23 protein-coding genes are annotated in these 26559 nt (G+C 61.6%); 12 read left to right on the top strand and 11 right to left on the bottom strand.

Features of this window, described 5'->3' with window-relative positions; all coding sequences use genetic code 11:
• Positions 1-3: 3 nt before the first annotated feature.
• Together ccoO and ccoN are read right to left on the bottom strand one after the other, a co-directional pair.
• Positions 4-612: a cytochrome-c oxidase, cbb3-type subunit II gene (gene ccoO, locus C8K66_RS09930; RefSeq protein ID WP_017845262.1), complete on the bottom strand. Its 609-nt coding sequence runs from the start codon at positions 610-612 to the stop codon at positions 4-6.
• Between the two features lie 10 nt (positions 613-622).
• Positions 623-2047 carry a cytochrome-c oxidase, cbb3-type subunit I gene (ccoN, locus tag C8K66_RS09925; RefSeq protein ID WP_017845263.1) on the bottom strand — a complete coding sequence of 475 codons (1425 nt, stop codon included), beginning with the start codon at positions 2045-2047 and terminating at the stop codon, positions 623-625.
• A 79-nt stretch (positions 2048-2126) separates the two neighbouring features.
• Here ccoN and C8K66_RS09920 point away from each other — a divergent pair, with 79 nt between their 5' ends.
• A complete protein-coding gene (locus C8K66_RS09920; protein ID WP_108524729.1) occupies positions 2127-2819 on the top strand; it encodes an alpha/beta family hydrolase in 693 nt (230 codons plus the stop codon).
• A 203-nt stretch (positions 2820-3022) separates the two neighbouring features.
• Here the strand turns inward: C8K66_RS09920 and C8K66_RS09915 are convergent, their stop codons facing one another.
• Complete coding sequence (locus tag C8K66_RS09915) at positions 3023-4588, bottom strand: PAS domain-containing methyl-accepting chemotaxis protein (RefSeq protein WP_017845265.1); 1566 nt, start codon at positions 4586-4588, stop codon at positions 3023-3025.
• A gap of 73 nt (positions 4589-4661) precedes the next feature.
• On the bottom strand, positions 4662-5453 hold the full coding sequence (locus C8K66_RS09910) for a CPBP family intramembrane glutamic endopeptidase (RefSeq protein ID WP_057003830.1): 792 nt from the start codon (positions 5451-5453) through the stop codon (positions 4662-4664).
• Between the two features lie 425 nt (positions 5454-5878).
• Here C8K66_RS09910 and C8K66_RS09905 point away from each other — a divergent pair, with 425 nt between their 5' ends.
• Positions 5879-6739, top strand: coding sequence for a DMT family transporter (locus C8K66_RS09905; RefSeq protein ID WP_046382460.1), 861 nt, complete (start codon positions 5879-5881; stop codon positions 6737-6739).
• 32 nt (positions 6740-6771) lie between these two features.
• Here the strand turns inward: C8K66_RS09905 and C8K66_RS09900 are convergent, their stop codons facing one another.
• On the bottom strand, positions 6772-7668 hold the full coding sequence (locus C8K66_RS09900) for a DMT family transporter (RefSeq protein ID WP_017845268.1): 897 nt from the start codon (positions 7666-7668) through the stop codon (positions 6772-6774).
• 256 nt (positions 7669-7924) lie between these two features.
• Between C8K66_RS09900 and aceK the strand changes: the two genes are divergently transcribed.
• The 5 genes from aceK (at position 7925) to C8K66_RS09875 (ending at position 15905) form a co-directional block, all read left to right on the top strand.
• Complete coding sequence (gene aceK / locus C8K66_RS09895; RefSeq protein ID WP_046489433.1) at positions 7925-9646, top strand: bifunctional isocitrate dehydrogenase kinase/phosphatase; 1722 nt, start codon at positions 7925-7927, stop codon at positions 9644-9646.
• 70 nt (positions 9647-9716) lie between these two features.
• Entirely contained in the window at positions 9717-13628 is a 3912-nt protein-coding gene (gene hrpA, locus C8K66_RS09890; RefSeq protein ID WP_046382462.1) for an ATP-dependent RNA helicase HrpA, read from the top strand.
• Positions 13629-13856: 228 nt separating this feature from the next.
• Positions 13857-14978 (top strand): beta-ketoacyl-ACP synthase III, encoded by a 1122-nt coding sequence (locus C8K66_RS09885; RefSeq protein WP_017845271.1) that lies wholly within the window; start codon positions 13857-13859, stop codon positions 14976-14978.
• 85 nt (positions 14979-15063) lie between these two features.
• Positions 15064-15678: an RNA polymerase sigma factor gene (locus tag C8K66_RS09880; RefSeq protein WP_017845272.1), complete on the top strand. Its 615-nt coding sequence runs from the start codon at positions 15064-15066 to the stop codon at positions 15676-15678.
• Positions 15672-15905 carry an anti-sigma factor gene (locus C8K66_RS09875; protein ID WP_017845273.1) on the top strand — a complete coding sequence of 78 codons (234 nt, stop codon included), beginning with the start codon at positions 15672-15674 and terminating at the stop codon, positions 15903-15905. The genes C8K66_RS09880 and C8K66_RS09875 overlap by 7 nt, the downstream gene beginning before the upstream one ends.
• Positions 15906-16025: 120 nt before the next feature.
• Here C8K66_RS09875 and C8K66_RS09870 read toward each other — a convergent pair whose 3' ends face one another.
• Positions 16026-17348 carry a putative porin gene (locus C8K66_RS09870; RefSeq protein WP_057003834.1) on the bottom strand — a complete coding sequence of 441 codons (1323 nt, stop codon included), beginning with the start codon at positions 17346-17348 and terminating at the stop codon, positions 16026-16028.
• A 285-nt stretch (positions 17349-17633) separates the two neighbouring features.
• Here C8K66_RS09870 and C8K66_RS09865 point away from each other — a divergent pair, with 285 nt between their 5' ends.
• Positions 17634-18758 (top strand): GNAT family N-acetyltransferase, encoded by a 1125-nt coding sequence (locus C8K66_RS09865; RefSeq protein ID WP_108524727.1) that lies wholly within the window; start codon positions 17634-17636, stop codon positions 18756-18758.
• Between the two features lie 12 nt (positions 18759-18770).
• On the opposite strand, the gene aqpZ is transcribed toward C8K66_RS09865, so the two are convergent.
• The 5 genes from aqpZ to C8K66_RS09840 form a co-directional block, all read right to left on the bottom strand.
• Positions 18771-19472: an aquaporin Z gene (gene aqpZ, locus C8K66_RS09860; protein ID WP_046382463.1), complete on the bottom strand. Its 702-nt coding sequence runs from the start codon at positions 19470-19472 to the stop codon at positions 18771-18773.
• A gap of 177 nt (positions 19473-19649) precedes the next feature.
• A complete protein-coding gene (locus C8K66_RS09855) occupies positions 19650-21482 on the bottom strand; it encodes an ABC transporter ATP-binding protein (protein ID WP_046382464.1) in 1833 nt (610 codons plus the stop codon).
• Positions 21483-21565: 83 nt separating this feature from the next.
• The gene (locus C8K66_RS09850) at positions 21566-22129 is read right to left on the bottom strand and encodes a peptidylprolyl isomerase A (RefSeq protein ID WP_017845278.1); all 564 of its coding nucleotides are present in this window, start codon (positions 22127-22129) and stop codon (positions 21566-21568) included.
• 3 nt (positions 22130-22132) lie between these two features.
• Positions 22133-22936 (bottom strand): alpha/beta fold hydrolase, encoded by an 804-nt coding sequence (locus C8K66_RS09845; protein ID WP_017845279.1) that lies wholly within the window; start codon positions 22934-22936, stop codon positions 22133-22135.
• 14 nt (positions 22937-22950) lie between these two features.
• Entirely contained in the window at positions 22951-23874 is a 924-nt protein-coding gene (locus tag C8K66_RS09840; RefSeq protein WP_017845280.1) for a LysR family transcriptional regulator, read from the bottom strand.
• A 49-nt stretch (positions 23875-23923) separates the two neighbouring features.
• Between C8K66_RS09840 and C8K66_RS09835 the strand changes: the two genes are divergently transcribed.
• From C8K66_RS09835 to C8K66_RS09820, 4 genes are all read left to right on the top strand, one after another.
• Entirely contained in the window at positions 23924-24238 is a 315-nt protein-coding gene (locus tag C8K66_RS09835) for a hypothetical protein (protein WP_026139816.1), read from the top strand.
• Between the two features lie 151 nt (positions 24239-24389).
• Positions 24390-24989, top strand: coding sequence for an FMN-dependent NADH-azoreductase (locus C8K66_RS09830; protein WP_017845282.1), 600 nt, complete (start codon positions 24390-24392; stop codon positions 24987-24989).
• Between the two features lie 202 nt (positions 24990-25191).
• Positions 25192-26067, top strand: coding sequence for a carboxylate/amino acid/amine transporter (locus C8K66_RS09825; protein WP_017845283.1), 876 nt, complete (start codon positions 25192-25194; stop codon positions 26065-26067).
• 68 nt (positions 26068-26135) lie between these two features.
• Positions 26136-26552 carry an Lrp/AsnC family transcriptional regulator gene (locus C8K66_RS09820; RefSeq protein ID WP_017845284.1) on the top strand — a complete coding sequence of 139 codons (417 nt, stop codon included), beginning with the start codon at positions 26136-26138 and terminating at the stop codon, positions 26550-26552.
• The last annotated feature ends 7 nt before the right edge of the window (positions 26553-26559 follow it).

Genomic DNA, 26559 nt, shown 5'->3' with positions numbered 1-26559 from the left:
GGCTCACCTCTTGCTCTTGATGGCGGTGCCGAGGACTTGCAGGTACGAAACCAGCGCGTCGATCTCGGTCTTGCCCTTGAGGCTGGCCACTGCGCCGTTGATGTCGTCGTCGGTGTAGGGCACGCCGAGGGTACGCATCACTTTGAGCTTGGCTTCGGTGTGGCTGCTGTCGAGCGGTGCCGTCACCAGCCATGGGTAAGCCGGCATTTTCGACTCAGGCACTACGTTGCGCGGGTTGTACAAGTGCGCGCGGTGCCAGTCGTCCGAGTAGCGTGCGCCGACGCGCGCCAGGTCTGGCCCGGTACGCTTGGAGCCCCACAGGAACGGGTGATCCCAGACGCTTTCGCCCGCAACCGAGTAGTGCCCGTAGCGCTCGGTCTCGGCACGGAACGGACGGATCATCTGCGAGTGGCACTGTACGCAACCTTCGCGGATGTAGATGTCGCGGCCTTCCAGTTGCAGCGCGGTGTAGGGCTTCATGCCTTCCACCGGTTTGTTGGTCACGTCCTGGAAGAACAGCGGGACGATCTGGGTCAGGCCGCCGATGCTCACGGCAAGCACCATCAGCAGCATCAGCAGGCCGACGTTCTTTTCAATCGTTTCGTGTTTCATCACTGACTCCTCAGGCCGTCTGCGCGGCAGGGGTGGCTTCGACAGGTTGTGCCGAGCGCACGGTGCGCCATGTGTTGTAAGCCATCAGCAACATGCCGCTGAGGAACACCGCACCGCCCACCAGTCGCACGACGAAGCCAGGGTGGCTGGCCACCAGGGTTTCGACGAAGGAGTAGGTCAAGGTGCCGTCTTCGTTGATCGCACGCCACATCAGGCCCTGGGCGATGCCGTTGACCCACATCGAGGCGATGTAGAGCACGGTGCCGATGGTGGCCAGCCAGAAGTGCGCGTTGATCAGGCCGACGCTGTACATCTGCTCGCGGCCGAAGACTTTCGGGATCATGTGATACAGCGCGCCGATGGAGATCATTGCCACCCAGCCGAGCGCGCCGGCGTGTACGTGGCCGATGGTCCAGTCGGTGTAGTGCGACAGCGAGTTGACGGTCTTGATGGCCATCATCGGCCCTTCGAACGTCGACATGCCGTAGAACGCCAGCGAGACGACCAGGAAGCGCAGGATCGGGTCGCTGCGCAGCTTATGCCAGGCGCCCGAGAGGGTCATCATGCCGTTGATCATGCCGCCCCAGCTTGGTGCCAGCAGCACCAGGGACATCACCATGCCCAACGACTGTGCCCAGTCCGGCAACGCGGTGTAGTGCAGGTGGTGCGGACCGGCCCAGATGTACAGGGTGATCAGCGCCCAGAAGTGGACGATGGACAGGCGATAGGAATACACCGGACGTTCGGCTTGCTTGGGTACGAAGTAGTACATCATCCCGAGGAAACCGGCAGTCAGGAAGAAACCTACTGCGTTATGCCCATACCACCACTGCACCATGGCATCCGTCGCACCGCCGTACAGCGAGTAGGACTTGGTCAGGCTGACCGGGATTTCCAGGTTGTTGACGATATGCAAGATTGCCACGGTGATGATGAACGCACCGAAGAACCAGTTACCGACATAGATGTGCTTGGTATTGCGCTTGGCCACAGTGCCGAAGAACACAATGGCATAAGCCACCCAGACGATAGTGATCAGGATGTCGATCGGCCATTCCAGCTCGGCGTATTCCTTGGAACTGGTGTAACCCAGTGGCAAGGTGATCGCTGCCAGGACAATGACCAGTTGCCAGCCCCAAAAGCAGAACTGCGCGACTTTCGGCGCGAACAGCTGGGTTTGGCAGGTGCGCTGCACCGAGTAGAAGGAGCTGGCAAACAGCGCACAACCCCCGAAGGCGAAGATCACCGCGTTGGTGTGCAGCGGGCGCAAGCGGCCGAAGCTGGTCCAAGGCAAGTCAAAGTTGAGTGCAGGCCACACCAATTGAGCCGCGAGAAAAACCCCGAGCCCCATGCCGACGATGCCCCACACCACCGTCATAATCGCGAATTGGCGGACCACCTTGTAGTTATAGGCGGTACTTAAAGTAGTGTTCATGGTTCCCCATCCACGGTTCAACCCAAGCAAATGCGACACTTGGGCTGGAGTTATAGGCAGACTAAAAAGCGAGGTAAGCATGGGCAAAGAGCACAAGGCCAGTATTGACGGGGATCAATGGGCACGGTGTGTGCAGGAGCATGGCTGGCTGTGGGATATCGCCTCGGGTGCGTCAGCGCATACGCCTGTGACGCTGATCCTGGCCCACGGCGCCGGTGCACCGATGGACTCATCTTTCATGAACGACATGGCTGCGCGCCTTGCCAGGCATGGCGTCAATGTGGTGCGCTTTGAGTTTCCCTACATGGCCCAGCGCCGGTTGGACGGGGGCAAACGCCCGCCCAACCCGGCGCCGAAACTGCTGGAAAGCTGGCGCGAGGTGTATGCCGAGGTGCGACGCCATGCCGCTGGGAAACTGGCCATTGGTGGCAAGTCCATGGGCGGGCGCATGGCCAGTTTGCTCGCCGATGAATTGGAGGCCGATGCCTTGGTGTGCCTGGGCTATCCGTTCTATGCGGTGGGCAAGCCGGAAAAGCCGCGAGTCGCGCATTTGGCCGGGTTGAACACGCCGACATTGATTGTGCAGGGCGAACGCGATGCCTTGGGTAATCGAGTCGCGGTGCAGGGGTATGACTTGTCACCGAGCATCGAGGTGCTGTGGCTGGCGGCGGGGGATCATGATTTGAAACCGTTGAAGGCTTCAGGGTTCAGCCATGAGCAGCATTTGGAGGCGGCGGCGGTGCGAGTGGCTCAGTTTATCGGCGCCTGTTAGAGCGCTATCGGGGGCAAGCCCCCTCCCACATGAGGTGTACGCGGTTAAATGTGGGAGGAAACAAGCCCTCTCCCACATTCGACCGCATTCCAAGGTGTGTACACGGTTAAATGTGGGAAGGAACAAGCCCTCTCCCACATTCGACTGCATTCCAAGGTATGTACGCGGTTAAATGTGGGAGGGGGCTTGCCCCCGATAGCGGTTTAACGGTTAAAACGCTCTACCAGCGAATACTGGGTATTGGCGGTAACAGTAAGCTCTTCACTCAACTGCGCCGAGTTCAATGCCTGTTCCGAGGTCTGATCCGCCAACAGCGCGATGGTGCTGATATTGCGGCTGATCTCTTCGGCCACCGAGCTTTGCTCTTCCGTGGCGGCGGCGATCTGGGTGGTCATGTCAGTGATGTTGGCCACCGCTTCGCTGATGCCCACCAGTGCCTGGTCCGCTTCCATCACCCGCGCCACGCCTTCTTCGGCCTGGCGATGCCCGGCGTCCATGGTTTGTACGGCAGCGGCGGCGGTCTGCTGCAGCTTGGCGATCAGGGTATGGATCTGCCCGGTCGATTCAGCGGTACGCTGCGCCAATTGGCGGACTTCATCGGCAACCACCGCAAAACCACGGCCCATCTCACCGGCACGTGCCGCTTCGATCGCGGCGTTCAAGGCCAGCAGGTTGGTCTGGTCGGCGATGCCTTTGATCACGTCGACCACGCCGCCGATTTCATCGCTGTCCTTGGCCAGTTGGGTGACCGTCACACCGGTCTCGCCAACCGCGGCCGACAGCCGCTGAATCGCCTCGCGGGTTTCCCCGGCGATATCGCGGCCGCGCCCGGTCAGGCGATTGGCTTCCTGGGTGGCATCGGCCGTGCGCTGCACATGGCTGGCGACTTCCTGGGTGGTCGCCGCCATCTGGTTGACCGCGGTAGCCACTTGTTCGGTTTCCACACGCTGGCGTTCCAGGCCGCTGGAGCTGTTGTGCGCCAGGGTGTTGGACTGCGCGGCCTGCTCGTTGAGGTGTTCGGCGGTGTCCTGCAAGCGCGTGAGACAGGTCTTCAGACGTGCCTCTTGGCTGAGGATCGACATTTCCAGTCGCGCCTGGGCGCCACGGCTGTCGGTATACATCTGCGCGATCAACGGGTCGGAGGTGGTCTGTTCGGCCAGGCGCAGCAAACGCTTGAGACCGCGCTGTTGCCAGCTCAGGCCCAGCAGGCCCAGCGGCACCGACAACCCTGCCGCGAGGGCAAAGCCCCATTGAGAATTGAGCGATGCGCCAATCATGAAGCTCAACTGGCTGACCAGAATAAATGGCAGCCAGTCCTGCAGCACCGGCAGCCACTTGTCCCGCCGGGGAATGGCGGGCTTGCCCTGATTGATGCGGTGGTAGAGCGCTTCGGCCCGGCGGACCTGCTCGGCGGTGGGCTTGACGCGCACCGATTCATAGCCGACCACCTGGTTGCCATCGAACACTGGCGTCACATAGGCGTTGACCCAGTAGTGATCGCCGGTTTTGCAGCGGTTCTTGACGATGCCCATCCATGGCAAGCCTTGCTTGAGCGTGGACCACATGTGTGCGAACACAGCCGCCGGAACGTCCGGGTGGCGTACCAGGTTATGCGGGGCACGCACCAATTCGTCGCGGGAGAAACCACTGATTTCGACGAAAGCGTCGTTGCAATAAGTGATGACACCCTTGGCATCTGTGGTGGAGATCAACCGTTGCTGAGCGGGGAAGGTACGTTCGCGCTGGGTAACGGGCTGGTTATTACGCATGGTTATTCAATCCGCAAGGCTTTCAAGGGGTATCGGCGGTGGCGATCATTTATTTAACTTATTTTCGTAATAATCAGCCGGCGAGCATTGGGTAGGAAAACAGTCCGAAATGCAGCAAATTCAGGCCGAAATGCGTGGCAATTGCCGCACCCAGGCCGCCAAAACGATAAGCAAGGCCATAACCGGCCCCGGCGATGCTGGCCAGCAGCACCCACTGCCAGCCCGCGCTCAGGTGCGCCAGGCCGAACAGCAGCGAGGCCAGCAGCAATGCGAGGTTTTCGCCGTAGGGCAAGTGTTTGAGGCGCTGGCTCAGGCCGCCCTGAATGTAGCCGCGAAACAGCGCTTCTTCCACCAGCGTCACCAGCAACAGGTTATTCAGCACCCACAGCCACGCCTGCTCCGGCCACTTCGGCGCCCAACTGATGATCCCCAGCAACGCCGCGCCGCCCAGGGCTGCGATGGCCGTCAGCGCCAGCGCCAGGGCGGTGACGCAGATCGACAGGCGCAATGAACGCCGCGCCACAATCCACGGGCAGGCCAGCAACAGCCAGAAACCGATCAGTGGTTTGTCCTGGTTGAGGTACATCGAGAAGGGCACGGCATCGGCGCTGAAACGCTGGGGTGCGATACCGCGCCCGTTGTAGAACCCCGGCAGCCAGTGCATCGCCAGGCCCAAGGCCAAGACGATGAACAACCCGTGGCCGACGTAGCGCGCCCACGGGGTACGTTGTTGGCGTACCGCATACCCGGCGATCAACAACAGCGCCACGGAGATGGCCGCGAGCACACCCAGTTGGCCGTAGAGCAACGCCAGTGCATAGCCGATGGACAGGAGGACGAGATACACCCAGGGCAATGCGGTCATGTGACATCCTTGGAAAAAACTGCTCGGTAGTATAGCGAGTGGGTTCCGGCGCCAAAATGAAAATGCCGTCACGCGAAAAGAGCGCTGCCGGAGCGATTGCAAAATATGTCGGCGGTTGGTTATAGTCGCCGCGTCTTCACCTCCTCAAAAGATCAGCCCATGCCTGCATTCCTGTGCATAGCGGTAGTCGATTCAGCGTCCAGCGCTGTGGTCGTGCCGTGCGGGAACCTGCAGCCTGCGCAGATCAGCCACTACCCCCCACCTGTCAGTAGCACGCCGGTGTACGCAGTCGTATCACCGCCGGGTGTTGGCATTTCGGGCTGATCAGCTGATTGCTGTTGCCCTATGCCCGCCTGAAAAAAACCTACTGAGTTTCAGCCTTGCTTGGCTGAATCGGCTTTTTTGCCTGATTACAGGTGGTAACCATGTCTGTTATGTCAAAACAATCCGTGGCCGCGGCGGCCTCGACGAGCCTGTTCGTATTGCTGTGGAGCAGCGGGGCGATTTTCTCCAAGTTGGGCCTGGCCCATGCGTCGCCCTTTGCCTTTTTGCTGATCCGTTTTGCCATCGCCCTGGCGGGGCTGGTGATGCTGGTACCGATCCTCAAGCTGAAACTGCCACAACCCGGCAAGCCGCTGTGGTATGCGGCGGCGACGGGGCTGGTGTTGTTGGGGGCGTACCAGATTTTCTATCTGCTGGCCCTGGACCTCAACGTCACGCCGGGGATGATGGCGACCATCATGGGCGTGCAGCCGATCCTGACCGTGGTGCTGATGGAGCGCCAGCGTTCCTGGCGCCGGATGTTCGGCCTGGGCCTGGGGTTGGCCGGCTTGATCATGGTGGTGTACCAGGGCATCGGGTTGTCGCGGATGTCCCTGGCCGGGATGCTGTTCGGTTTGCTGGCCCTGGCAAGCATGACCTTCGGCTCGATCATGCAGAAGCGCATCACCGATAACCCGTTGGGCACGCTGCCCGTGCAATACCTGGCCGGGTTGGTGTTGTGCTCGGTGTTCGTGCCGTTCCAGCCGTTCCACTTCGAACACACCGCCAGTTTTTACCTGCCGGTGCTGTGGATGGGCCTGGTGGTGTCGCTGCTGGCGACGCTGTTGCTGTACCGCCTGATCGCCCGCGGCAACCTGGTCAATGTCACCAGCCTGTTCTACCTGGTGCCGGCAGTGACGGCGGTGATGGATTACCTGATCTTCGGCAATCGGCTCGCGTGGTTGAGCTTACTGGGGATGGGGTTGATCATCATTGGCCTGGTCTTTGTGTTCCGTAAACGCTAACCAGCGGACACGCTGTAGGGGCAGGCATGCTCCTACAGCGCTTTGGCCAATTTCCCCGGCCGCAACACCAACCACAATGCCCCCGCGATCAATATCCCGCCATACAGATGCGCCATCGACAGCGGCTCATCCAGCAGCAACGCACCCCACAGCACCCCGAACGGCGGGATCAGGAAGGTGGTGGTCATCGATCGCACCGGGCCAATGGCTGTCAGCAGGCGAAAGTACAGGACGTAGGCAAACGCCGTACACATCAGCCCCAACCCGAGCAACGACAACCACACGTGCCAACCGCCCCAGCTTGCCGGCGGATGAACGATGGCGCTGTAGGCAAACAGCGGCAGCAGGAACAAGGTCGCGCCGAGCATGCTGCCCAGGGCCGCGAGCCGACTGTCGAGCCCGCCGCGCTGATCCAGCCAGCGGCGCGCGAGAAACCCGGCAAAGCCGTAGCAAGTGGTGGCCAACAAGCAGGCCAACGCGCCCATCAACAATTCCAGGTCAAACGCCACCGGCCCGGCGCGGGTCAGCACGCCCACGCCAAACAGGCCCAGGCACACCCCGGCGACTTTCGATGGCGTCAGGCGTTCGCTGAAAAACAATCCGCCAATCAGCACGCCCATTAACGGCGTGGTGGCATTGAAGATCGCCGAGTAACCCGCCGGCAACACCTGGGCCGCCACAGAGTACAGGGTCGCGGGTATGCCGGAGTTGATCACGCCCAGCAGCAGGATGGTCTTGAACTTGCCTTGGAAGTCCCAGTTCACGCGCATCACCGCGAGCATCACCAGCAACCCGGCGGCGGCAATCGACACGCGGAAGAACGCGGTCGGCAGCGTGCCGATTTCCGGGGCGATAATACGCATGAACAGGAAACTCGCGCCCCAGATCGCGGCCAGCCCCAGCAGGTATAGGGTGTCGACAGGTCTCACGGAAAACTCCTACATCAATCGGACGGCGAGTGTTGCCCAGCGCCCGGCTCGACACAATCGCTGATTACCGGAAAAACCGCGTCACCGGCCTCTGCTGGCCAATTTGCGCCGGAGCAGCGCTGAGTGTTTCCAGCAACGCCCATCAATCGGCGAAATGAACGAAAGTCCACAAACCAACATGCTAAATGACTGCTTCTCCTGCCTGCATTCACTGGCTAAGCTCTGGGCTTCCAGATACCCGTCCGAGGTTTCCCGCATGTCGCAGCGCACACCCGCCCTCGCTATCGCCCAGATGATCCTCGATGGCTTCGACGATTACCGCGAGCACTTCCGCCAGATCACCGATGGTGCCCGTGAACGTTTCGAAAAGGCCCAGTGGCAGCAGGGCCAGGCGGCTTCGGCGGCGCGTATCAACCTGTATGAGGAGAAAGTCAGCGAAGTGACGAGCCGCCTGCGGGCGAGCTTCGATGACGCCACCCTGATGGACATCGAGGCCTGGCCGTTGGTGAAAAGCGCCTACATCGGCCTGATCGACCTGCGCTTTGACGATGAGCTGTCCGAGACCTGGTACAACTCGATCTTCTGTGGCCTGTTCAGCCATGACCTGATCAGTGACGGCTGCATGTTCGTCCACACCACGCGGCCGAGCCTGCGCCGGGCGAGGGCGGCGCAAACCCGGGTCTACACGCCAGTCGGCAAAATTTCCGACATGCTGGCGCAGATTTTCGCTGATTACAGCTTCAGCGAACCTTACGCGGACCTGCCGGCCGACCTGCGCCGCCTCGAAGTGCAACTGCGCGAGAACCTGCCCGACTGGGTGTGCAAGGACCCTGAGCTGAAGGTCGAGCTGTTTTCCTCGGTGCTCTACCGCAACAAGGGTGCCTACCTTGTCGGACGCATCTACACCCGCGACGAGCAGTGGCCCCTCGTGATTCCGCTGCTGCACCGCGAAGGGCAGGGCATCCAGATCGACGCGCTGATCACCGACGAAGCCGATGTGTCGATCATTTTTTCCTTCACCCGCTCCTACTTCATGGTCGACGTGCCGGTGCCGGCGGAGTTCATCGGCTTCCTCAAGCGCATCCTGCCGGGCAAGCACATTGCCGAGCTGTACACCTCGATCGGCTTCTACAAGCACGGCAAGTCGGAATTCTATCGCGCGCTGATCAACCACCTGGCCACCACCGACGATCAGTTCATCATGGCTCCCGGTATCCGCGGCATGGTCATGAGCGTGTTTACGTTGCCGGGCTTCAACACGGTGTTCAAGATCATCAAGGACCGCTTCTCGCCGTCGAAAAACGTCAGCCGCGCCACCGTGATCGAGAAGTACCGCCTGGTCAAAAGCGTCGACCGCGTCGGGCGCATGGCCGATACCCAGGAGTTCGCCGATTTTCGCTTTCCGTTGAGCAAGTTCGAGCCCGAGTGCCTGGCCGAATTGCTCGACGTGGCCGCCAGCACCGTTGCCGTCGAAGGCGACACCGTGCTGATCCGCCACTGCTGGACCGAACGGCGCATGACCCCGCTCAACCTCTACCTCGACAACGCCAGCCCCGCCCAGGAGCGCGAAGCCTTGGAAGACTATGGCCTGGCGATCAAGCAACTGGCGGCGGCGAACATTTTCCCCGGCGACATGCTGCTGAAGAACTTCGGCGTCACCCGCCACGGCCGCGTGGTGTTCTACGACTACGACGAGATCTGCTACCTCACCGAAGCCAACTTCCGCCACATCCCCGCGCCCCGCACGCCGGAGGATGAAATGGCCTCGGAGCCCTGGTACTCCATCGGCCCGCTGGATGTGTTCCCCGAAGAGTTCCCGCCGTTCCTGTTCGCCGACGCCGGCCAGCGCAAGCTGTTCGATCAACTGCACGGCGAGTTGTACGATGCTGACTACTGGAAGGGCCTGCAGGACGCGATTCGCGCCGGAAAGGTCATCGATGTGTTTCCATACCGGCGCAAGGAGCGCGAGAACGAATGAGGGGCGCGCATGCCGGCGGTTTTCTGCGACAATCCGCCCCCTGCATAAATAGACGACCAAAACGCACCTGATGACTGACCAAGCGCCCGCTATCGACCAACTGCTGAAAAACCTCGATCACGCCATGCTCGCCGACCGCCACCGTTTGCGGCGGCAGTTGCTCGAGCTGCGCAAGAAGCCCGATGAGGAGAAGCTGGCGCAGTGGGTGACGCGCATGCAGGCGTCCTGCGCCCAGGTCACGGCGCGGCGCGCCAGCCTGCCGCTGATCCGCTACGACGACAGCCTGCCGATCGCCGCCAAGCGCGACGAAATCAAGGCGGCGTTGCTCAAGCATCAGGTGCTGATCATCGCCGGCGAGACCGGTTCGGGTAAGACCACCCAGTTGCCGAAAATCTGCCTGGAGATCGGTCGCGGCCAATACGGCCTGATCGGCCACACCCAGCCACGTCGGATCGCAGCGCGCAGCGTCGCCAGCCGGGTTGCCGAAGAATTGGCCACGCCGCTCGGCGCACTGGTCGGTTATCAGGTGCGCTTCGAAGACCAGAGTGATTCCAACACCCTGATCAAGCTGATGACCGACGGCATCCTGCTGGCGGAAACCCAGAACGACCGCTACCTCGAACGCTACGACACGATCATCGTCGACGAAGCCCACGAACGCAGCCTGAACATCGACTTCCTGCTCGGCTACCTGAAAACCCTGTTGCCGCGTCGCCCGGACCTGAAAGTCATCATCACCTCGGCCACCATCGACCTGGAGCGCTTCTCCAAGCATTTCGACGATGCGCCGATTGTCGAAGTGTCGGGCCGCACCTTCCCGGTGGACACCTGGTATCGCCCGCTGACCCTGGAACAGGACGAGGAGGGCAACCGCGTCGAGGACGACTTGACCGTCGATCAGGCGATCCTCGCCACCCTCGATGAAATCGCCGCCTATGAGCGCAGCGAGCGGCGCAGCCCTGGCGACGTGCTGGTGTTCCTGCCGGGCGAGCGCGAGATTCGCGATGCCGCCGACATGCTGCGCAAGGCCCAGCTCAAGCACACCGAGATTTTGCCGCTGTACGCGCGCCTGTCACCGGCCGAACAGCAGCGCATTTTCCAGTCCCACCCCGGCCGGCGCGTGGTGCTGGCGACCAACGTCGCCGAAACCTCGCTGACCGTGCCGGGCATTCGCTATGTGATCGACAGCGGCACCGCGCGCATCAGCCGCTACAGCTACCGCGCCAAGGTGCAGCGACTGCCCATCGAGGCGATCTCCCAGGCCAGCGCCAACCAGCGTAAAGGCCGCTGCGGCCGGGTCGAGCCGGGGATTTGCATCCGCCTGTACAGCGAAGAAGACTTTATCGGCCGTCCGGAATTTACCGACCCGGAGATCCTGCGCACCAACCTGGCGGCTGTGATCCTGCAGATGCTGCACCTGCGCCTGGGCGAAATCAGCGACTTCCCGTTTATCGAACCGCCGGACGGCAAGGCCATCAGCGATGGTTTCAACCTGCTGCAAGAACTGTCGGCGGTCGACCGCAACAGCCAACTGACCCCGCTGGGTCGCCAGTTGGCGCGCCTGCCGGTGGACCCGCGCATGGGCCGCATGCTGCTTGAAGCCGCCAAGCTGGGCAGCTTGCAGGAAGTGCTGATCGTGGCCAGCGCCATGTCGATCCAGGACCCGCGCGAGCGCCCGCCGGAACGCCAACAGGCCGCCGACCAGGCCCACGCACAATGGAAGGACGCCGATTCGGACTTCGCCGGGCTGGTCAATCTGTGGCGTGGCTTTGAAGAGCAGCGCCAGGAACTGACCGCCAGCCCGCTGCGCAACTGGTGTCGCAAGAACTTCCTCAACTACCTGCGCCTGCGCGAGTGGCGCGATTCCCATCGCCAGTTGAGCCTGATCTGCCGCGACATGCAGCTGACCGTCAACAAGGACCCGGCCGACTTCGCGAAACTGCACAAAGCCGTACTGTCGGGCCTGCTCAGTCAGATCGGGCAGAAAACCGAAGACGGCGATTACCTCGGTGCGCGTCAGCGGCGCTTCTGGATTCACCCGTCGTCGGGCATCGGCAAGAAACGTCCGCAGTGGCTGATGACCGCCGAGCTGGTCGAAACCACCAAGCTGTACGCACGCATGGTGGCGAAGATCGATGCCGACTGGATCGAACCGCTGGCCGGGCACCTGATCAAGAAAAACCACTTCGAACCGCATTGGGAGAAGAAGCGCGGCCAAGTGGTGGCGTTCGAGCAGATCACCCTGTTCGGGCTGATTGTGGTCGGGCGCCGGCCGGTGCATTACGGGCCGGTCGACCCAGTGGTGTCGCGCGAGCTGTTTATCCGCGAAGGCCTGGTGCGCGGCGAAATCCAGTCCCGGGCCAAGTGCCTGACCGCCAATCAGCAGTTGCTGGAGCAGCTCGACGAGCTGGAAGCCAAGGCGCGTCGGCGCGATATCCTGGCCGACGAAGAGACGCTGTACGCGTTCTACGATGCGCGCTTGCCGGCGGAGATCCACCAGACCGCCACGTTCGACAGCTGGTACAAGGTCAACAGCCAGAAAGACCCGCAATTGTTGATCATGCGCGAGGAAGACGTGCTGGCCCGCGACGCCAGCGAAGTCACCGCCGCGCATTACCCGGACACCCTGCACCTGGGCGACCTGGCGCTGGCCTTGAGTTACCACTTCGAACCCAACCACCCGCGTGACGGCGTGACCTTGCGCGTGCCGGCGCCGCTGTTGCCGGCCTTGCCCGCCGAACGCCTGGAGTGGCTGGTGCCGGGGGTGATCGAAGCCAAGTGCATCGCCCTGGTGCGCAACCTGCCCAAGGCCCTGCGCAAGAATTTCGTGCCGGTGCCGGACTTCGTCAGGGCCGCCCTGCAACGTATCGAATTCGCCCAGGGCTCGCTGCCCCAGGCGCTGGGGCGCGAACTGCTGCGCATGACCGGCGCGCGCGTCAGCGATGAAGCCTGGGCCGAGGCCGCGCAGCAGGTGGAAAGCCACCTGAAGATGAACCTGGAAGTGGTCGACGGCCAGGGCAAGTTTCTCGGCGAAGGCCGCGACCTGGCCGAACTGACCGCTCGCTTTGCCGAGGCCAGCCAGGCCGCGTTGGCCGTGCCGCAGACGGCAAAAAGCCAACAGCCGGTGGAAGCCAAGGTGTTCGCGGCGGTGGCCGAGAAGACCCAGCAAAAGATCGCCGGGCTGTCGATGACGGTGTACCCGGCGCTGGTGGAAGAAAACGGCACGGTCAAGGAAGGACGTTTCTCCACCGCCGCCGAGGCCGAGTTCCAGCACCGTCGGGCCTTGCAGCGCCTGCTGATGCAGCAATTGGCCGAACCGGCAAAATTCCTGCGCGGCAAATTGCCCGGCCTGACCGAGCTGGGCCTGATGTACCGCGAACTGGGGCGCATCGAGGCGCTGGTGGAAGATATTTTGCTGGCCAGCCTCGACAGCTGCGTGCTGGAAGGCGAAGCCAGCCTGCCGCGTGACGGCGCCGGGCTGGCGGCGCTGGCCGAGCGCAAGCGTGGCGGCTGGACCGAACACGCCGAGCGCCTGGCGCGCTTGACCCTGGACGTGTTGAAACTCTGGCACGGCCTGCAAAAGCGCTTCAAAGGCAAGATCGACCTGGCCCAGGCGGTGGCCTTGAACGATATCAAGCTGCAACTGAGCAATCTGGTTTATCCCGGCTTTGTGCGCGAAACTCCGGCGCAGTGGTTCAAGGAGTTGCCGCGTTTCCTCAAGGCGATCGAGCTGCGTCTGGAAAAACTGCCCAGCCAGGTGCAAAAAGATCGGGTGTGGAGCGGCGAGCTGGCGGGCCTGTGGGCGCAGTACCAGAACCGTTTGAACAAGCATGCCCAGGAAGGCAAGCACGACCCCCAGCTAGCGCTCTATCGCTGGTGGTTGGAGGAATATCGGGTGTCGTTGTTTGCCCAGCAGTTGGGCACCCGGGTGCCGATTTCCGACAAGCGCCTGAGCAAGCAATGGAGCCTGGTCGAAGCGTAATCACACCAATGGGCAATGGCGCTTATCCGGGATATGGCGCCAAATCCCCAGGGTTGTGGCAAACTTCGCGGTTATAAATGCCGGGAGCGTCGTGATGGGCTGGTGTGCAGCCGCGGCGCGATGGAATAAAGCGTTGCCAGTTTGATGCCCGCTGGACGGAATCAAACGACTTACAGTTTGGTACGACGGTACCAATATCTTCTGCCTGACAGATTTAGAGGAACGACCGTGCATAACGTCGTCATCAGCGGCACTGGCCTGTACACCCCGGCCAACAGCATCTCCAACGAAGAGCTGGTGCAGTCTTTCAATACCTACGTGCAGCAGTTCAACACGGAGAACGCCGCCGCCATCGAACGCGGTGACGTGCAGGCGCTGACCGAGTCCAGCGCAGCCTTCATCGAGAAGGCGTCGGGCATCAAGAGCCGTTTTGTGATGGACAAGGACGGCATCCTGGACCCGCAGCGCATGACCCCGCGCCTGCCCGAGCGCAGCAACGACGAATGGTCGGTGCTCTGCCAGATGGCCATCGGCGCCGCCGAACAGGCCCTGCAGCGCGCCGGCAAGACCGCCGCCGACATCGACGGGGTGATCGTCGCCTGCTCCAACCTGCAACGCGCCTACCCGGCCATCGCCATCGAAGTCCAGGAAGCCCTGGGCATCGCCGGTTTCGGCTTCGACATGAACGTGGCGTGTTCCTCGGCGACCTTCGGCATCCAGAACGCCGCCAACAGCATCAAGCTGGGCCAGGCCCGGGCGATCCTGATGGTCAACCCGGAAGTCTGCACCGGCCACTTGAACTTCCGCGACCGCGACAGCCACTTCATTTTCGGTGACGCGGCCACTGCGGTGATCCTCGAGCGCGCTGACCTGGCGACCTCCGAGCACCAGTTCGACGTGGTCAGCACCAAGCTGCTGACCAAGTTCTCGAATACCATCCGCAACAACTTCGGCTTCCTCAACCGCGCGGCGGAAGAGGGCATCGGCGCGCCCGACAAGCTGTTCGTGCAGGAAGGCCGTAAAGTCTTCCGGGATGTCTGCCCGATGGTCGCTGAGTTGATCGGCACGCACCTGGCGGAAAACCAGTTGAACGTGAACGACGTGAAGCGCTTCTGGTTGCACCAGGCCAACCTGAGCATGAACCACCTGATCGTGAAGAAGCTGCTGGGGCGTGAAGCCACGGTGGAAGAAGCGCCGGTGATTCTCGACACCTACGCCAACACCAGCTCGGCGGGTTCGGTGATCGCGTTCCACACTTACCAGGACGACCTGCCCAAAGGTGCCGTGGCGGTACTCAGTTCGTTTGGCGCCGGCTATTCGATCGGCAGCGTGATCCTGCGCAAACGCTGATCCTGCGGCTCGCCGCGGTCAAATGTGGGCGCTGGCAAACCAGCCCCACACAGATCGCGTTCTCACTTGGAAACCGAGGTCTCGAATGGCAGTAGCGGACGACGCGCACCTGCTTGAACGCTTGCTCAAGGGCGAGCAGCGGGCCTACAAGGAATTGGTCAGCCAATACCAAAGCGCCATGCGCGCGGTGGCCTACGCGATTGCCGGTCAGCGTCATGCCGACGAAGTGGTACAGGACGCCTGGCTGTCGGTGGTACGCAACCTGCCAAAGTTCGAAGGGCGCTCCAGCCTCAAGACCTGGCTGCTCACCATCACCGCCAATGCCGCCAAGAGCCGCTACAAACAGAATCGTCGCGAAGTGTTACTCGATGATTTGCCCTCGCCCCACGGCACGATCGGCGATGAGCGTTTCAGCGCGGATGACGGTCACTGGGCGGTCGCCCCTTTTGCCTGGCACCAGGACACCCCAGAAGCCCTGCTCACGGAGGACGAACTGCGCAAATGCCTGGAACATACGTTGCTGAGTTTGTCGGAACTGCAAAGCAGCGTACTGGTGCTGCGTGAACGCCAGGGCCTGGAGTTGGAGGAGATTTGTAATCTTCTGACGCTTTCGCTCTCCAATGTGCGGGTGCTGTTGCATCGCGCACGGCTTAAAGTCTTCGCCACGGTGGAGCATTTTGAGGAAACCGGCGAATGTTGACGTGTAAAGAGCAAGTGGCGCGTTCCAGTGACTTTCTCGATGGTCAGTTGACCTTTCGCGAGCGGCTGCTGGTGCGTCATCACTTGATGTTCTGCCCTAATTGCCGGCGTTTTATCCGTCAGATGCGCTTGCTGCAGGCCACATTGCGGATCATGCCGCAGGCGCCGGTACAGGATGTGGATGCCTTGGCTGAACGGCTGGCCGCCGAGCGGCGCAAGGATCAGTAACGGCGGGGGGAAGGCAGACTCGCGTGGGGGAATCGGACGGATGATGGGGACCGATTCACCCACGCCAGGCTGTTACAGCCACCCCGGGCCATCCTGGCCCAAGGCGTGTCGCACTTACAGTTAGAACTTGGCTTCAGCATCCAACTGCAGGGTGTTGGTGTTGGCATCACGCTGCGTGCGGCTGGCGTAGTCAGCCTTGGTCAGGAAGTACGTGGCGCCGACAGCGAAGTTCTTGTCGATGTCGTAGCTGACCTTCATCTTATGACCGCGCGAACCGGTGGTGCCGTTGGCGAAGTCCGAATCGGTGAAGGCGCCTACCACAGCGTTACGTTGTGTATCGCGGTAGTTGTAGTCCAGGTTGAAACCGAACACCTTGGACTTGGCACCCAGCAACCAGGCGGTGTCCTGATCGTTGGAAGCATCGTTGTTCTTCACGTACTGACCGTAGAACGCCAGCGGCACGGCCAGGCCACCGATGTCGGCTTGGGCAAAACCTTCGTACAGACGGAATTGTTCGTTCGCCGAGTTGCCGTTGACCGCCAGTGCACAAGGCGTGGTGCTGCTCGTACAGGTGCTGTTTTCGTCGTTCTGGTAGGCGTAGATACTGCCGCCCAGGGTCATTTTCAGGTTGTCGGTCACCGAGAAACGCGTGCCCAACTGGCCGGAAGTCAGGCGCAGGTCGTGGCGGAATTGCACGCCGTCGCCGTCGACGTTGTCCTTGAGGTTGTAGTTACCGAGGCTGCCGAACAGCTCGGCGCTGCTACCCAGCGGGTATTTGTAGGTCAGGGCCAGACCTTCCGGGTTGATATCGCTATCCCAGATCACGTCGCCCATGTTCACCCATGGCTGGAGCATCTTGCCGCCGATGACGTGCAGGTTCTTGATCTGCTTCGGGTGGTAGTCGATGTAGCCGAGGTCCAGCCAGATCGACTTCTTGTCGAAGTAGTTGTCCTGGTCCTGGTTGGTGGAGCGCGCATCGTCGCTGCTGCCGGTGGCGATACGAATGCCGGTGTCGACCTGGTCGTTGATCTCGGTGTAGGCGCCGAGACGGGCACGGATACGCTGACGGTCCTTGTCACGGCCACCGTTGTTGGATTCGCCCTGGATCTTCACGGTTTCCTGACGGAAGCGCACGTCACCCTTGAACTGGGTCTTGGCGGCCCAGGCAAGTTTCTGGTCGAACACGCTCAGGTCGTTGGCTTTTTTCGCGGTGGCCGCGATCTGTTCGTTGGTCTCTTGTTGAGCTTGCTGTGCGATCTGCTTTTCTTTCTGATCCTTGGCCAGCTCAGCTTGCAGTTCAGTGTACTGCGAAGCCGAGATTTGACCGTTGGCCTTGAGCATGTCGAGCAATTTAGCGTCGACTGCAGCGCTGGCCGGAACGCTCAGGGCCAGCAGCAAGCCGCCACAAAGGGCCGCCGCAGTTTTAGTGGAAGCAAGACGCATATCAATCTCCGAAAGTGAGGAGGGATGGCAAACCATCCAGGACACAACCGACCGATGACGGACGGAAAAAATAACTGCCGGGGTAGAACCAGGCGCGCTAAAAACAGGCGTCAGTATCGCGATCGTTTATGACGGCGCAGTGGCGAACTGATGTCAGGTAGATGACAAATTATTTATGAACGGAACTATTGGTTTAGAGCCTTGTCCGGCGATTTGGAGGTGTGTCGGCAGCGGCGATAAGCGATACTCGCGAGGCTTTCACGCCCTGAAGTAGTGAGGATGCCGATGCCGCTGCAACGCCTGGACAGCCTGTCCGAAATCGCCCCGCAGGCCTGGGACGCCCTGGTGCCGCAGGCCCAGCCCTTTGTGCGACATGCGTTCCTGAGCGCGCTGGAAGACAGCGCCAGCCTCAGCCCGCATTCGGGTTGGCAGCCTGAGCATTTACTGCACTGGGACGGTGATCGGCTGGTGGCGGCATTGCCCGGTTATCGCAAATGGCATTCCTCTGGCGAGTACGTCTTCGACCACGGTTGGGCGCAGGCCTGCGAGCGGGCCGGTATCGATTACTACCCCAAGCTGTTGGTCGCCGTGCCGTTCAGCCCGGTCAGCGGCCCGCGCCTGTTGGCCGCCAGCGCTGAAGACGGTTTCGAGTTGCTCGGCAGCCTGCCCGGTTACCTGGAAATCGAAGGGCTCTCCAGCGCCCATATCAACTTCACCGACCCGCTGGCGGATGACGCCCTGGCCCGACAGCCGGGCTGGTTGCCGCGCCTGGGCTGTCAGTTTCACTGGCAGAACCGAGGCTACCGGGACTTCCAGGACTTCCTTGACGCCTTGAGTTCGCGCAAGCGCAAACAGATGCGCAAGGAACGCGAACAGGTGGCGGGGCAGGGCATCGAGTTCGAATGGTTGCAAGGCCATGAACTGAGCGAGGCGCAGTGGGATTTCGTCTACGCCTGCTACGCCAACACCTACGCGGTGCGCCGCCAGGCGCCGTACCTGACCCGTGCGTTTTTCAGCCTGCTGGCCGAACGCATGCCCGAAGCGATCCGCGTGGTGCTGGCCAAACAAGGCACACGCCCGGTCGCGATGGCGTTCAGCTTGATCGGCGGCGACAGCTTCTTTGGGCGTTACTGGGGCTGCCTGGCGGAATTCGACCGCCTGCATTTCGAAACCTGCTTCTACCAAGGTATGGATTACGCCATCGCCCACGGCTTGCAGCGCTTCGATGCCGGTGCCCAGGGCGAGCATAAATTGATTCGTGGGTTCGAGCCGGTGATCACCCGGTCGTGGCACTACCTGCGTCATCCAGGGTTGAAGACGGCCGTCGAAGACTTCCTGGAGCGCGAGCGGGTGGGGATTCTGGCGTATGCCGAAGAGGCGAGGGCAGCCCTGCCGTATCGGCAGGGCTGAACCCGTTTTGCCTCAGGCCGGCTCCTCCTTGCCCAACCATCGATAGACCACGCCGCCGATCACCGCGCCGAGGATCGGCGCGAGCCAGAACATCCACAATTGCTGGATCGCCCACCCGCCCACGATCAGCGCCGGTCCCGTACTGCGGGCCGGGTTGACCGAGGTGTTGGTCACGGGAATCGAGATCAGGTGGATCAAGGTCAGCGCCAGGCCGATGGCGATGGGGGCGAGGCCCTTCGGGGCACGCGGGTCGGTGGCGCCGAGGATGATCAGCACGAACATCGCTGTCATCACCAGCTCACAGACAAACCCCGCTGCCATTGAATAGCCGCCAGGCGAATGCTCGCCATAGCCGTTGGAGGCCAGGCCTGACGCCAGTTCGAACCCCGGTTTGCCGCTGGCGATCACATACAACAGCGCCGCGGCGACAATGCCGCCAATGACCTGGGCAACGATGTACGCCGGTAACTCCCTGGCTGGAAACCTGCCGCCCACGACCAGCCCCACCGATACCGCCGGGTTGAGGTGACAACCGCTGATGTGCCCGATGGCGACCGCCATGGTCAGTACCGTGAGCCCGAAGGCCAGGGCCACCCCCAACAACCCGATGCCGACTGCGGGAAACGCCGCGGCCAACACCGCACTCCCGCAACCGCCCAGCACCAGCCAAAACGTACCTAAACCTTCTGTGACTGAACGCTTGAACAAAGACATGTACCCGTCCTTGATAGATCGCTCTACCGAATCAGTAAATCAGTGATGCTCCCTGCGATTTACTTCAGCGCCCGTCTTGGCACTGCACTGAGTACAGCACGGTTGCGGCACAAATCCAGGACACCCATGTGGGAGCAAGCCCCCTCCCACCTTTTGAGTTGTGTAGGCCCGGCAGTTTCAGTCGATGCCGACGAAGCCTCCGGTCTGGTGCTGCCACAGCCGCGCATACAACCCGCCGTGGGCGAGCAACTGGGCATGGCTGCCGGTCTCGGCGATCTGGCCTTTCTCCAGCACCACCAGGCGGTCCATCCGCGCAATGGTCGACAACCGGTGCGCAATCGCAATCACCGTCTTGCCTTGCATCAGGGTTTCCAGGCTTTCCTGGATCGCCGCTTCGACTTCCGAATCCAGCGCCGAGGTGGCTTCGTCCATGATCAGGATCGGCGCATCCTTGAGCAGCACCCGCGCAATGGCGATGCGTTGGCGTTGCCCGCCGGACAGTTTCACGCCGCGCTCGCCCACATGGGCATCCAGCCCGGTGCGGCCTTCGGCGTCCGACAGCTGCGGGATGAACTCATCGGCACGCGCCTTGCGTATGGCCGCCCAGAGCTCCTCGTCGCTGGCGTCCGGCTTGCCATACAACAGGTTCTCGCGGATCGAGCGGTGCAGCAGCGACGTGTCCTGGGTGATCATGCCGATCTGTTCGCGCAGGCTTTCCTGGGCGACCTCGGCGATGTTCTGGCCGTCGATCAGGATGCGCCCGCCTTGCAGGTCGTACAGGCGCAGCAGCAGGTTGACCAGGGTCGATTTGCCTGCGCCGGAGGGGCCGATCAGGCCGATTTTTTCACCGGCCTCGATGGTCAGGTTCAGGCCGCCAATGATCCCGCTCTTCTTGCCGTAGTGGAAATCCACCTGCTCGAAGCGCACTTCGCCATGGGGCACGGTCAGGCGTGGAGCGTTGTCGCGGTCGACCACGGCCAGTGGCTGGGCGATGGTTTTCAGGCCGTCCTGCACCATGCCGATGTTTTCGAAAATGCCATTGACCACCCACATGATCCAGCCGGACATGTTGACGATGCGAATCACCAGGCCGGTCGCCAGGGCAATCGCGCCCACGGAAATCAGCGAATGGGTCCACAACCACAGGGCCAGGCCGGTGGTGGTGACGATCAGCAGGCCGTTCATGGTGGTGATCACCACGTCCATGCTGGTCACCACGCGGCTGGCCAACTGGGTTTTTTCGGTCTGCTCGATGATCGCTTCCTTGGCGTATTCCTGCTCGGATTGGGTATGCGCGAACAGCTTCAAGGTGGTGATGTTGGTGTAGCCATCGACGATGCGGCCCATCAACTTGGAGCGCGCCTCGGAGGAAATCACCGAACGCGCTTTCACCCGCGGCACGAAGTAGCGCAATGCCAGGCTGTAGCAGACGATCCAGGTCACCAGCGGGATCATCAGGCGCCAGTCGGCTTCGGCAAACAGCACCAGGGAACTGATGGCGTAGATCGCCACGTGCCAGATCGCGTCCACGGCCGCCACGGCGGAATCGCGCAGGGAGTTGCCGGTTTGCATGATGCGCTGGGCGATGCGCCCGGCGAAGTCGTTCTGGAAGAAATTCAGGCTCTGCTTGAGCACGTAGCTGTGGTTTTGCCAACGGATCAGGCTGGTCATGCCGGGGCTGATGGTCTGGTGGACCAGCAGGTCATGCAGGGCGCCGAAGATCGGGCGCAGCAGCAGGGCGACCACGCCCATCCAGATCAGCTCGGTGCTGTGGATCTGGAAAAAGTTCGCGGGCGGCGTGCCCTGGGCCAGGTCGATGATGCGGCTCAGGTAGCTGAACAGCGCGACTTCGATCAGTGCGCCGATCAAGCCCACCACCAACAGCGCGGCGAAACACGGCCACACCTGACGCAGGTAGTAGAGGTAGAAGGGCAGGACTTTATCGGGAGGGGCGGCGCTGGGCGCGTCGCGGAAAATATCGATCAGTTGTTCGAAACGACGATAGAGCATTAGGGTTGACGCCCGCCCGGCGGGCTCTCCTGTTCAAAGGCGCGCGACGCCTTGTGAGCGCCGCGCGGAACTACCTGCGGACCTCAGTCGATGCGCTTGGCCGACTTGATCAGGACAGGATCGATTGGCACGTTCTGCATGCCTTGTTTGGTGGTGGTCTGCGAGTTGACGATGATGTCGACCACGTCCATGCCTTTGACCACTTTGGCGAACACGGCATAACCGGCATCGCGGCCTGGATCGAGGAAGGCATTGTCCGCGACGTTGATGAAGAATTGGCTGGTGGCCGAATCCGGGTTCGAGGTGCGGGCCATCGACAGCGTGCCACGCACGTTATGCAGGCCGTTGCTGGCTTCGTTCTTGATCGGTGGGTTGGTGTCTTTTTGCGCCATCTGCGCGGTGAACCCGCCGCCCTGGACCATGAAGCCCGGGATCACACGGTGGAAAATCGTGTTGGTGTAGAAGCCCTTGTCGACGTAGGCCAGGAAGTTCTTGCTACTGATCGGCGCCTTGACCGGGTCCAGTTCGATTTCAATGTCGCCGTTGGTGGTGGAGATCAATACGTGGGGCGCCTTGGCGGGCTCGGCGGCCATCAGGTTGGCAGCGAACAGAACGGAACCGGCAAAGAAGGCGATTTTTTTCAGCATGGGTCAGTGATCCTGGGTAGTGGTTTCGACTGTCTTTAGAAAATCGAGCAGGGTAGCGTTAAAGACATCGGGTTGATCCAAGGGTGTGGCATGGCGGGAATCTTCGATGACCACCAGCCGCGCATCGGGCAGCAGTTTTACATAGATTTCTTTGTGCGCCACAGGGGTGTAGTCGTGGTCGGCGCTGATGACCAGGGTTGGACAGGCAATTCTGCAAAGTCGTTCCTGCACGCCCCAGCCCACAATTGCATCGAAGCTGGCGAGATAAGCACGTTTGTCGTTTTTTGCCCAGCGTTCGGCCATCTTGCGGCGCAGGTCGGCTTGCTGCGGTTTGGGAAACAGCCGGTCGCCCAGGGCCTTGCCGATGGTGGCCAGGCTGAGGACGCGTGCCAGGGTCCAGCGCTTGGCCCATTGCCAGTAATCGTCGGCGCTGCGCACCTTGACCTCGGGCGCGCTGTTGACGATGCACAGGCTCTTGACCCGCGCCGGTTCGTCCACCGCCAGTTGAAACGCGATCATGCCGCCCATGGACAAGCCCACCACGTGCGCGGCGGGCAGGTCCAGGTGTTCGATCAGGGCGATCAGGTCGAGGGTGAAACCTTTGATGCTGTAGCGCTCCCGGGGTTTGTCGGAACGCCCATGGCCACGCACATCCACCACGATCAAGCGGTAATGCCGGGCCAGCACCGGAATCTGCAGTTCCCAATCCTGGCTGCTGGAGCCCAGGCCGTGGATCAGAATCAGCGGGGTGCCGTGACCATATTCCTCGTAATGCAGGCTGCACCCTTCATGTTCGAACCAGGCCATGCATGAACTCCGTTTCAGGCTTGCTGCGGTGCGGCGAAAGGCGCATCCAGGGGGGCGGTGTCAAATGTGCGCAGCAGCTCCACGAGGATCTGCGTCGCTGGCCCCAAGGGTTTGTCCTTGTTCGAGTACAGGTAGAACGTAGGGTGACGGCTGCCACCCTGCTCCAAGGGTAGCTGCTTGAGCACGCCTTCGGCGAGTTCGCGCTCGATCATGTGCCGGGGCAACCAGGCAAAGCCCAGGCCGCTGCCGACGAAACTGGCGGCCGTGGCGAGGCTGCCGACGGTCCAGCGCTGTTCGGCGCCGAGCCAGCCGACATCGCGCGGCTGCTGGCGCCCGGAGTCGCGGATCACCACTTGCATCTGGCTTTCCAGGTCCTGGAAGCTCAGTTCGCGGTTCATGCGGTGCAAGGCATGCTCGGGGTGAGCGACGGCGACAAACTCCACGTTGCTCATCTCGGTGCCGAGATAGCCGGGGATGTTGAAGCTGCTGATCGCCAGGTCGGCCACGCCTTCGATCAACAGCTCTTCAACCCCCGACAACACCTCTTCGCGCAGGCGCACGCGGCAGCCGCGACTTTGCGGCATAAACGCGGTCAGGGCGCGCACCAGACGTGCATTCGGGTAGGCGGCATCGACCACCAGGCGTACTTCGGCTTCCCAGCCCTGTTCCATATGGTGGGCGAGGTCTTCGAGTTGGCTGGCGTTTTTCACCAACTGCCGGGAGCGGCGCAACAGCACTTCGCCAGCGTCGGTGAGCACGGCCTTGCGCCCGTCGATGCGCAGCAGCGGCACCCCGAGCTGGTCTTGCATGCGGGCCACGGTGTAGCTCACCGAGGACTGCGAACGGTGCAGCGCTTCGGCCGCCTGGGCGAAGCCGCCATGGTCGACCACGGCTTGCAACGTGCGCCATTGATCGAGGGTAACGCGGGGCGCTTTCAAGATGAGCTCCTCTTGTCCTAAGCTGACAGTCCTTATTGGAGACTGCCGAATGAGAAAATTGTGTTGTGTGGTGCTGGCACTGCTGCCGCTCAGTGCGTTTGCCTACCCCATCGATGTGACAAAAAAGATCGACGGCGTGAGCGTGGATTACACCGCGTCCGACGTGGACGGTGACATCAGTTCGATCCAACTGAACAACTACGGCACGCGCGACGCGCTGTGTTCGGTGACTTTCACCAACGGCCCGGAATCACCCCGTCGCCGTACTGTCAGCGTGCCGGCGGGCAAAAGCACCAACACCACCGTCAAGTTCAACCGCGCGATCATCAAGATGCGTATCGCACTGGAATGTGCACCGAAATAAAGCGACAGCGGAGCATGCCTACAGCAATACTCCGCTTATAAACAAATTTCTAGATGGGTTGTAGCAGTTTTTTGCGCTTTTTTATCGAATTGGCTCTGGTTAATCTTTTCTCCATCGACTTACAGCAATTACAGATGGAGCCTACGCAGCCATGTCCAACGTACTGATCATCGAAAGCAGCGCCCGCCAGCAGGATTCGATCTCCCGCCAACTGACCCGGCAGTTCATCAGCCAATGGCAGGCTGCGCACCCGGCGGATCAGATCACCGTGCGCGACGTGGCGCTCAACCCGCTTCCGCACCTGGACGCCAACCTGCTCGGCGGCTGGATGAAACCGGCGGATCAGCGCAGCGCCAGCGAACAGGCATCCCTGGATCGCTCCAACACCTTGACCGATGAATTGCTCGCCGCCGACGTGTTGGTGATGGCGGCGCCGATGTACAACTTCGCCATCCCCAGCACCCTCAAAGCCTGGCTGGATCACGTGTTGCGTGCAGGTGTGACCTTCAAATACACGGCCACCGGCCCCCAGGGTTTGTTGATCGGTAAGCGGGCCATCGTGCTCACCGCCCGGGGCGGGATTCACACCGGCGCAAGCTCCGATCACCAGGAACCTTACCTGCGTCAGGTGATGGCATTCATCGGGATTCATGACGTGACGTTCATTCACGCCGAAGGGGTGAACCTGAGCGGCGACTTCCAGGAAAAAGGCATCAACCACGCCAAGGCGTTGCTGGCGCAAGTCGCGTGATCCTTTAATCGTCACATAATCGCGCGGTGTTTATATCTCACCACGCAAACCCTTCAAGTCCGCGTAAAAACCTCCCTTTGCACTTGTTGCTCCTGAGTGCTCCTGCCCGACTGCCGCTATCGCGAGGTCGGGTTTTTTTTGCGCCGAGTTTCGTGAGCCGCCGAAAACCTTTAATGTCCCGCCCATTCGATACGAGGCGCGCATGGGCTACTTACTGGTTGTCACCCTGATACAGGCATTTTCCTTCAGCTTGATCGGCGAATACCTTGCCGGTCACGTCGACAGCTACTTCGCGGTGCTGGTGCGCGTGCTGCTGGCCGGGCTGGTGTTCATTCCGCTGACGCGCTGGCGCTCGGTGCAGCCGACCTTCATGCGCGGCATGCTGGTCATCGGTGCGCTGCAATTTGGCGTGACCTACGTTTGCCTGTACCTGAGCTTTCGCGTGCTCACGGTGCCCGAGGTGCTGCTGTTCACCATCCTCACGCCGCTGCATGTGACCCTGATCGAAGACGCCCTCAACCGACGCTTCAACCCCTGGGCCCTGGTCGCCGCGCTGGTCGCGGTGGCGGGTGCGGCGGTCATCCGCTTCGATCAAGTCACCCCGCACTTCCTTGGGGGCTTCCTGCTGCTGCAACTGGCCAACTTCACCTACGCCGCCGGGCAAGTCATGTACAAGCAGTTGGTGGCGCGCTACCCCAGTGATCTGCCGCACTACCGGCGCTTCGGTTATTTCTACCTCGGTGCGCTGCTGGTGGTGTTGCCGGCATTCCTGGTGTTCGGCAAGGCTGATTTCCTCCCCGAAGCGCCGCTGCAATGGGGCGTGCTGGTGTTCCTCGGGCTGGTCAGCACGGCCCTGGGCATGTACTGGTGGAACAAGGGCGCGTGCCTGGTCAACGGCGGTACCCTGGCGGTGATGAACAACCTGCATGTGCCGGTGGGGCTGTTATTGAACCTGTTGATCTGGAACCAGCACGAGCCGTTGGGCCGTCTGGCCCTGGGCGGTTTGGTGATTCTGGCGGCAGTGTGGATCAGTCGGTTGGGCATAAAGCCTGGGCCTGGCGTACAGTCTGCGAGGTGATAGGCCCAGGGCAGGCGTGAGCGGGAATGAAAGTCTGTTATAGAAGAGAAAAGTGTGGGGGCGGCAGAGTGGACAAGGTTGACGAACAGATCATTGCTGCCTTGAAGGACGACTCCCGGGTCAGCCTGGCGCAGCTGGCGCGACAAGTTCACAAGTCGCGAACCGCCGTGGAATCGCGGGTTCAGAAACTGATCGAGAAGGGCATTATCCTCGGCTTCACCATCAACGTCGCCGCCGATGAAGAAGCCCAGCAATCGGCGTTTTTGATGCTCACGCTCAATGGCAGCAACTGCCACCTGGTGTTTCCGAAGATCTACCAGTTCCGTGAAGTGGTTCAGGCTTATTCGCTGTTCGGCGACGTCGACATGATGCTCGAGGTCAAATACCGCAACTTTGAAGAGCTGATGGTGTTCAAGGACAACCTGCTGAAGATCGAGCATGTGCGCGAGGTGGTGGTCAACCCGGTGCTCAAGGCCTGGCGGTAGCCGCTGC

The sequence above is a fragment of the Pseudomonas sp. GV105 genome, from assembly GCF_003058185.1.
In the GTDB taxonomy this organism is placed as follows: domain Bacteria; phylum Pseudomonadota; class Gammaproteobacteria; order Pseudomonadales; family Pseudomonadaceae; genus Aquipseudomonas; species Aquipseudomonas veronii.
The sequence above is the reverse complement of the archived record's forward strand: the minus strand, read 5'-3'. Positions and strand labels throughout refer to the sequence as shown.

Excerpts from the sequence above, each read along its gene's own strand:
- ccoO (WP_017845262.1), bottom strand. The coding sequence starts at position 612 with ATGAAACACGAAACGATTGAAAAGAACGTCGGCCTGCTGATGCTGCTG.
- ccoN (WP_017845263.1), bottom strand. The coding sequence starts at position 2,047 with ATGAACACTACTTTAAGTACCGCCTATAACTACAAGGTGGTCCGCCAA.
- C8K66_RS09920 (WP_108524729.1), top strand. The coding sequence starts at position 2,127 with ATGGGCAAAGAGCACAAGGCCAGTATTGACGGGGATCAATGGGCACGG.
- C8K66_RS09915 (WP_017845265.1), bottom strand. The coding sequence starts at position 4,588 with ATGCGTAATAACCAGCCCGTTACCCAGCGCGAACGTACCTTCCCCGCT.
- C8K66_RS09910 (WP_057003830.1), bottom strand. The coding sequence starts at position 5,453 with ATGACCGCATTGCCCTGGGTGTATCTCGTCCTCCTGTCCATCGGCTAT.
- C8K66_RS09905 (WP_046382460.1), top strand. The coding sequence starts at position 5,879 with ATGTCTGTTATGTCAAAACAATCCGTGGCCGCGGCGGCCTCGACGAGC.
- aceK (WP_046489433.1), top strand. The coding sequence starts at position 7,925 with ATGTCGCAGCGCACACCCGCCCTCGCTATCGCCCAGATGATCCTCGAT.
- hrpA (WP_046382462.1), top strand. The coding sequence starts at position 9,717 with ATGACTGACCAAGCGCCCGCTATCGACCAACTGCTGAAAAACCTCGAT.
- C8K66_RS09880 (WP_017845272.1), top strand. The coding sequence starts at position 15,064 with ATGGCAGTAGCGGACGACGCGCACCTGCTTGAACGCTTGCTCAAGGGC.
- C8K66_RS09875 (WP_017845273.1), top strand. The coding sequence starts at position 15,672 with ATGTTGACGTGTAAAGAGCAAGTGGCGCGTTCCAGTGACTTTCTCGAT.
- C8K66_RS09870 (WP_057003834.1), bottom strand. The coding sequence starts at position 17,348 with ATGCGTCTTGCTTCCACTAAAACTGCGGCGGCCCTTTGTGGCGGCTTG.
- C8K66_RS09865 (WP_108524727.1), top strand. The coding sequence starts at position 17,634 with ATGCCGCTGCAACGCCTGGACAGCCTGTCCGAAATCGCCCCGCAGGCC.
- aqpZ (WP_046382463.1), bottom strand. The coding sequence starts at position 19,472 with ATGTCTTTGTTCAAGCGTTCAGTCACAGAAGGTTTAGGTACGTTTTGG.
- C8K66_RS09855 (WP_046382464.1), bottom strand. The coding sequence starts at position 21,482 with ATGCTCTATCGTCGTTTCGAACAACTGATCGATATTTTCCGCGACGCG.
- C8K66_RS09850 (WP_017845278.1), bottom strand. The coding sequence starts at position 22,129 with ATGCTGAAAAAAATCGCCTTCTTTGCCGGTTCCGTTCTGTTCGCTGCC.
- C8K66_RS09845 (WP_017845279.1), bottom strand. The coding sequence starts at position 22,936 with ATGGCCTGGTTCGAACATGAAGGGTGCAGCCTGCATTACGAGGAATAT.
- C8K66_RS09835 (WP_026139816.1), top strand. The coding sequence starts at position 23,924 with ATGAGAAAATTGTGTTGTGTGGTGCTGGCACTGCTGCCGCTCAGTGCG.
- C8K66_RS09830 (WP_017845282.1), top strand. The coding sequence starts at position 24,390 with ATGTCCAACGTACTGATCATCGAAAGCAGCGCCCGCCAGCAGGATTCG.
- C8K66_RS09825 (WP_017845283.1), top strand. The coding sequence starts at position 25,192 with ATGGGCTACTTACTGGTTGTCACCCTGATACAGGCATTTTCCTTCAGC.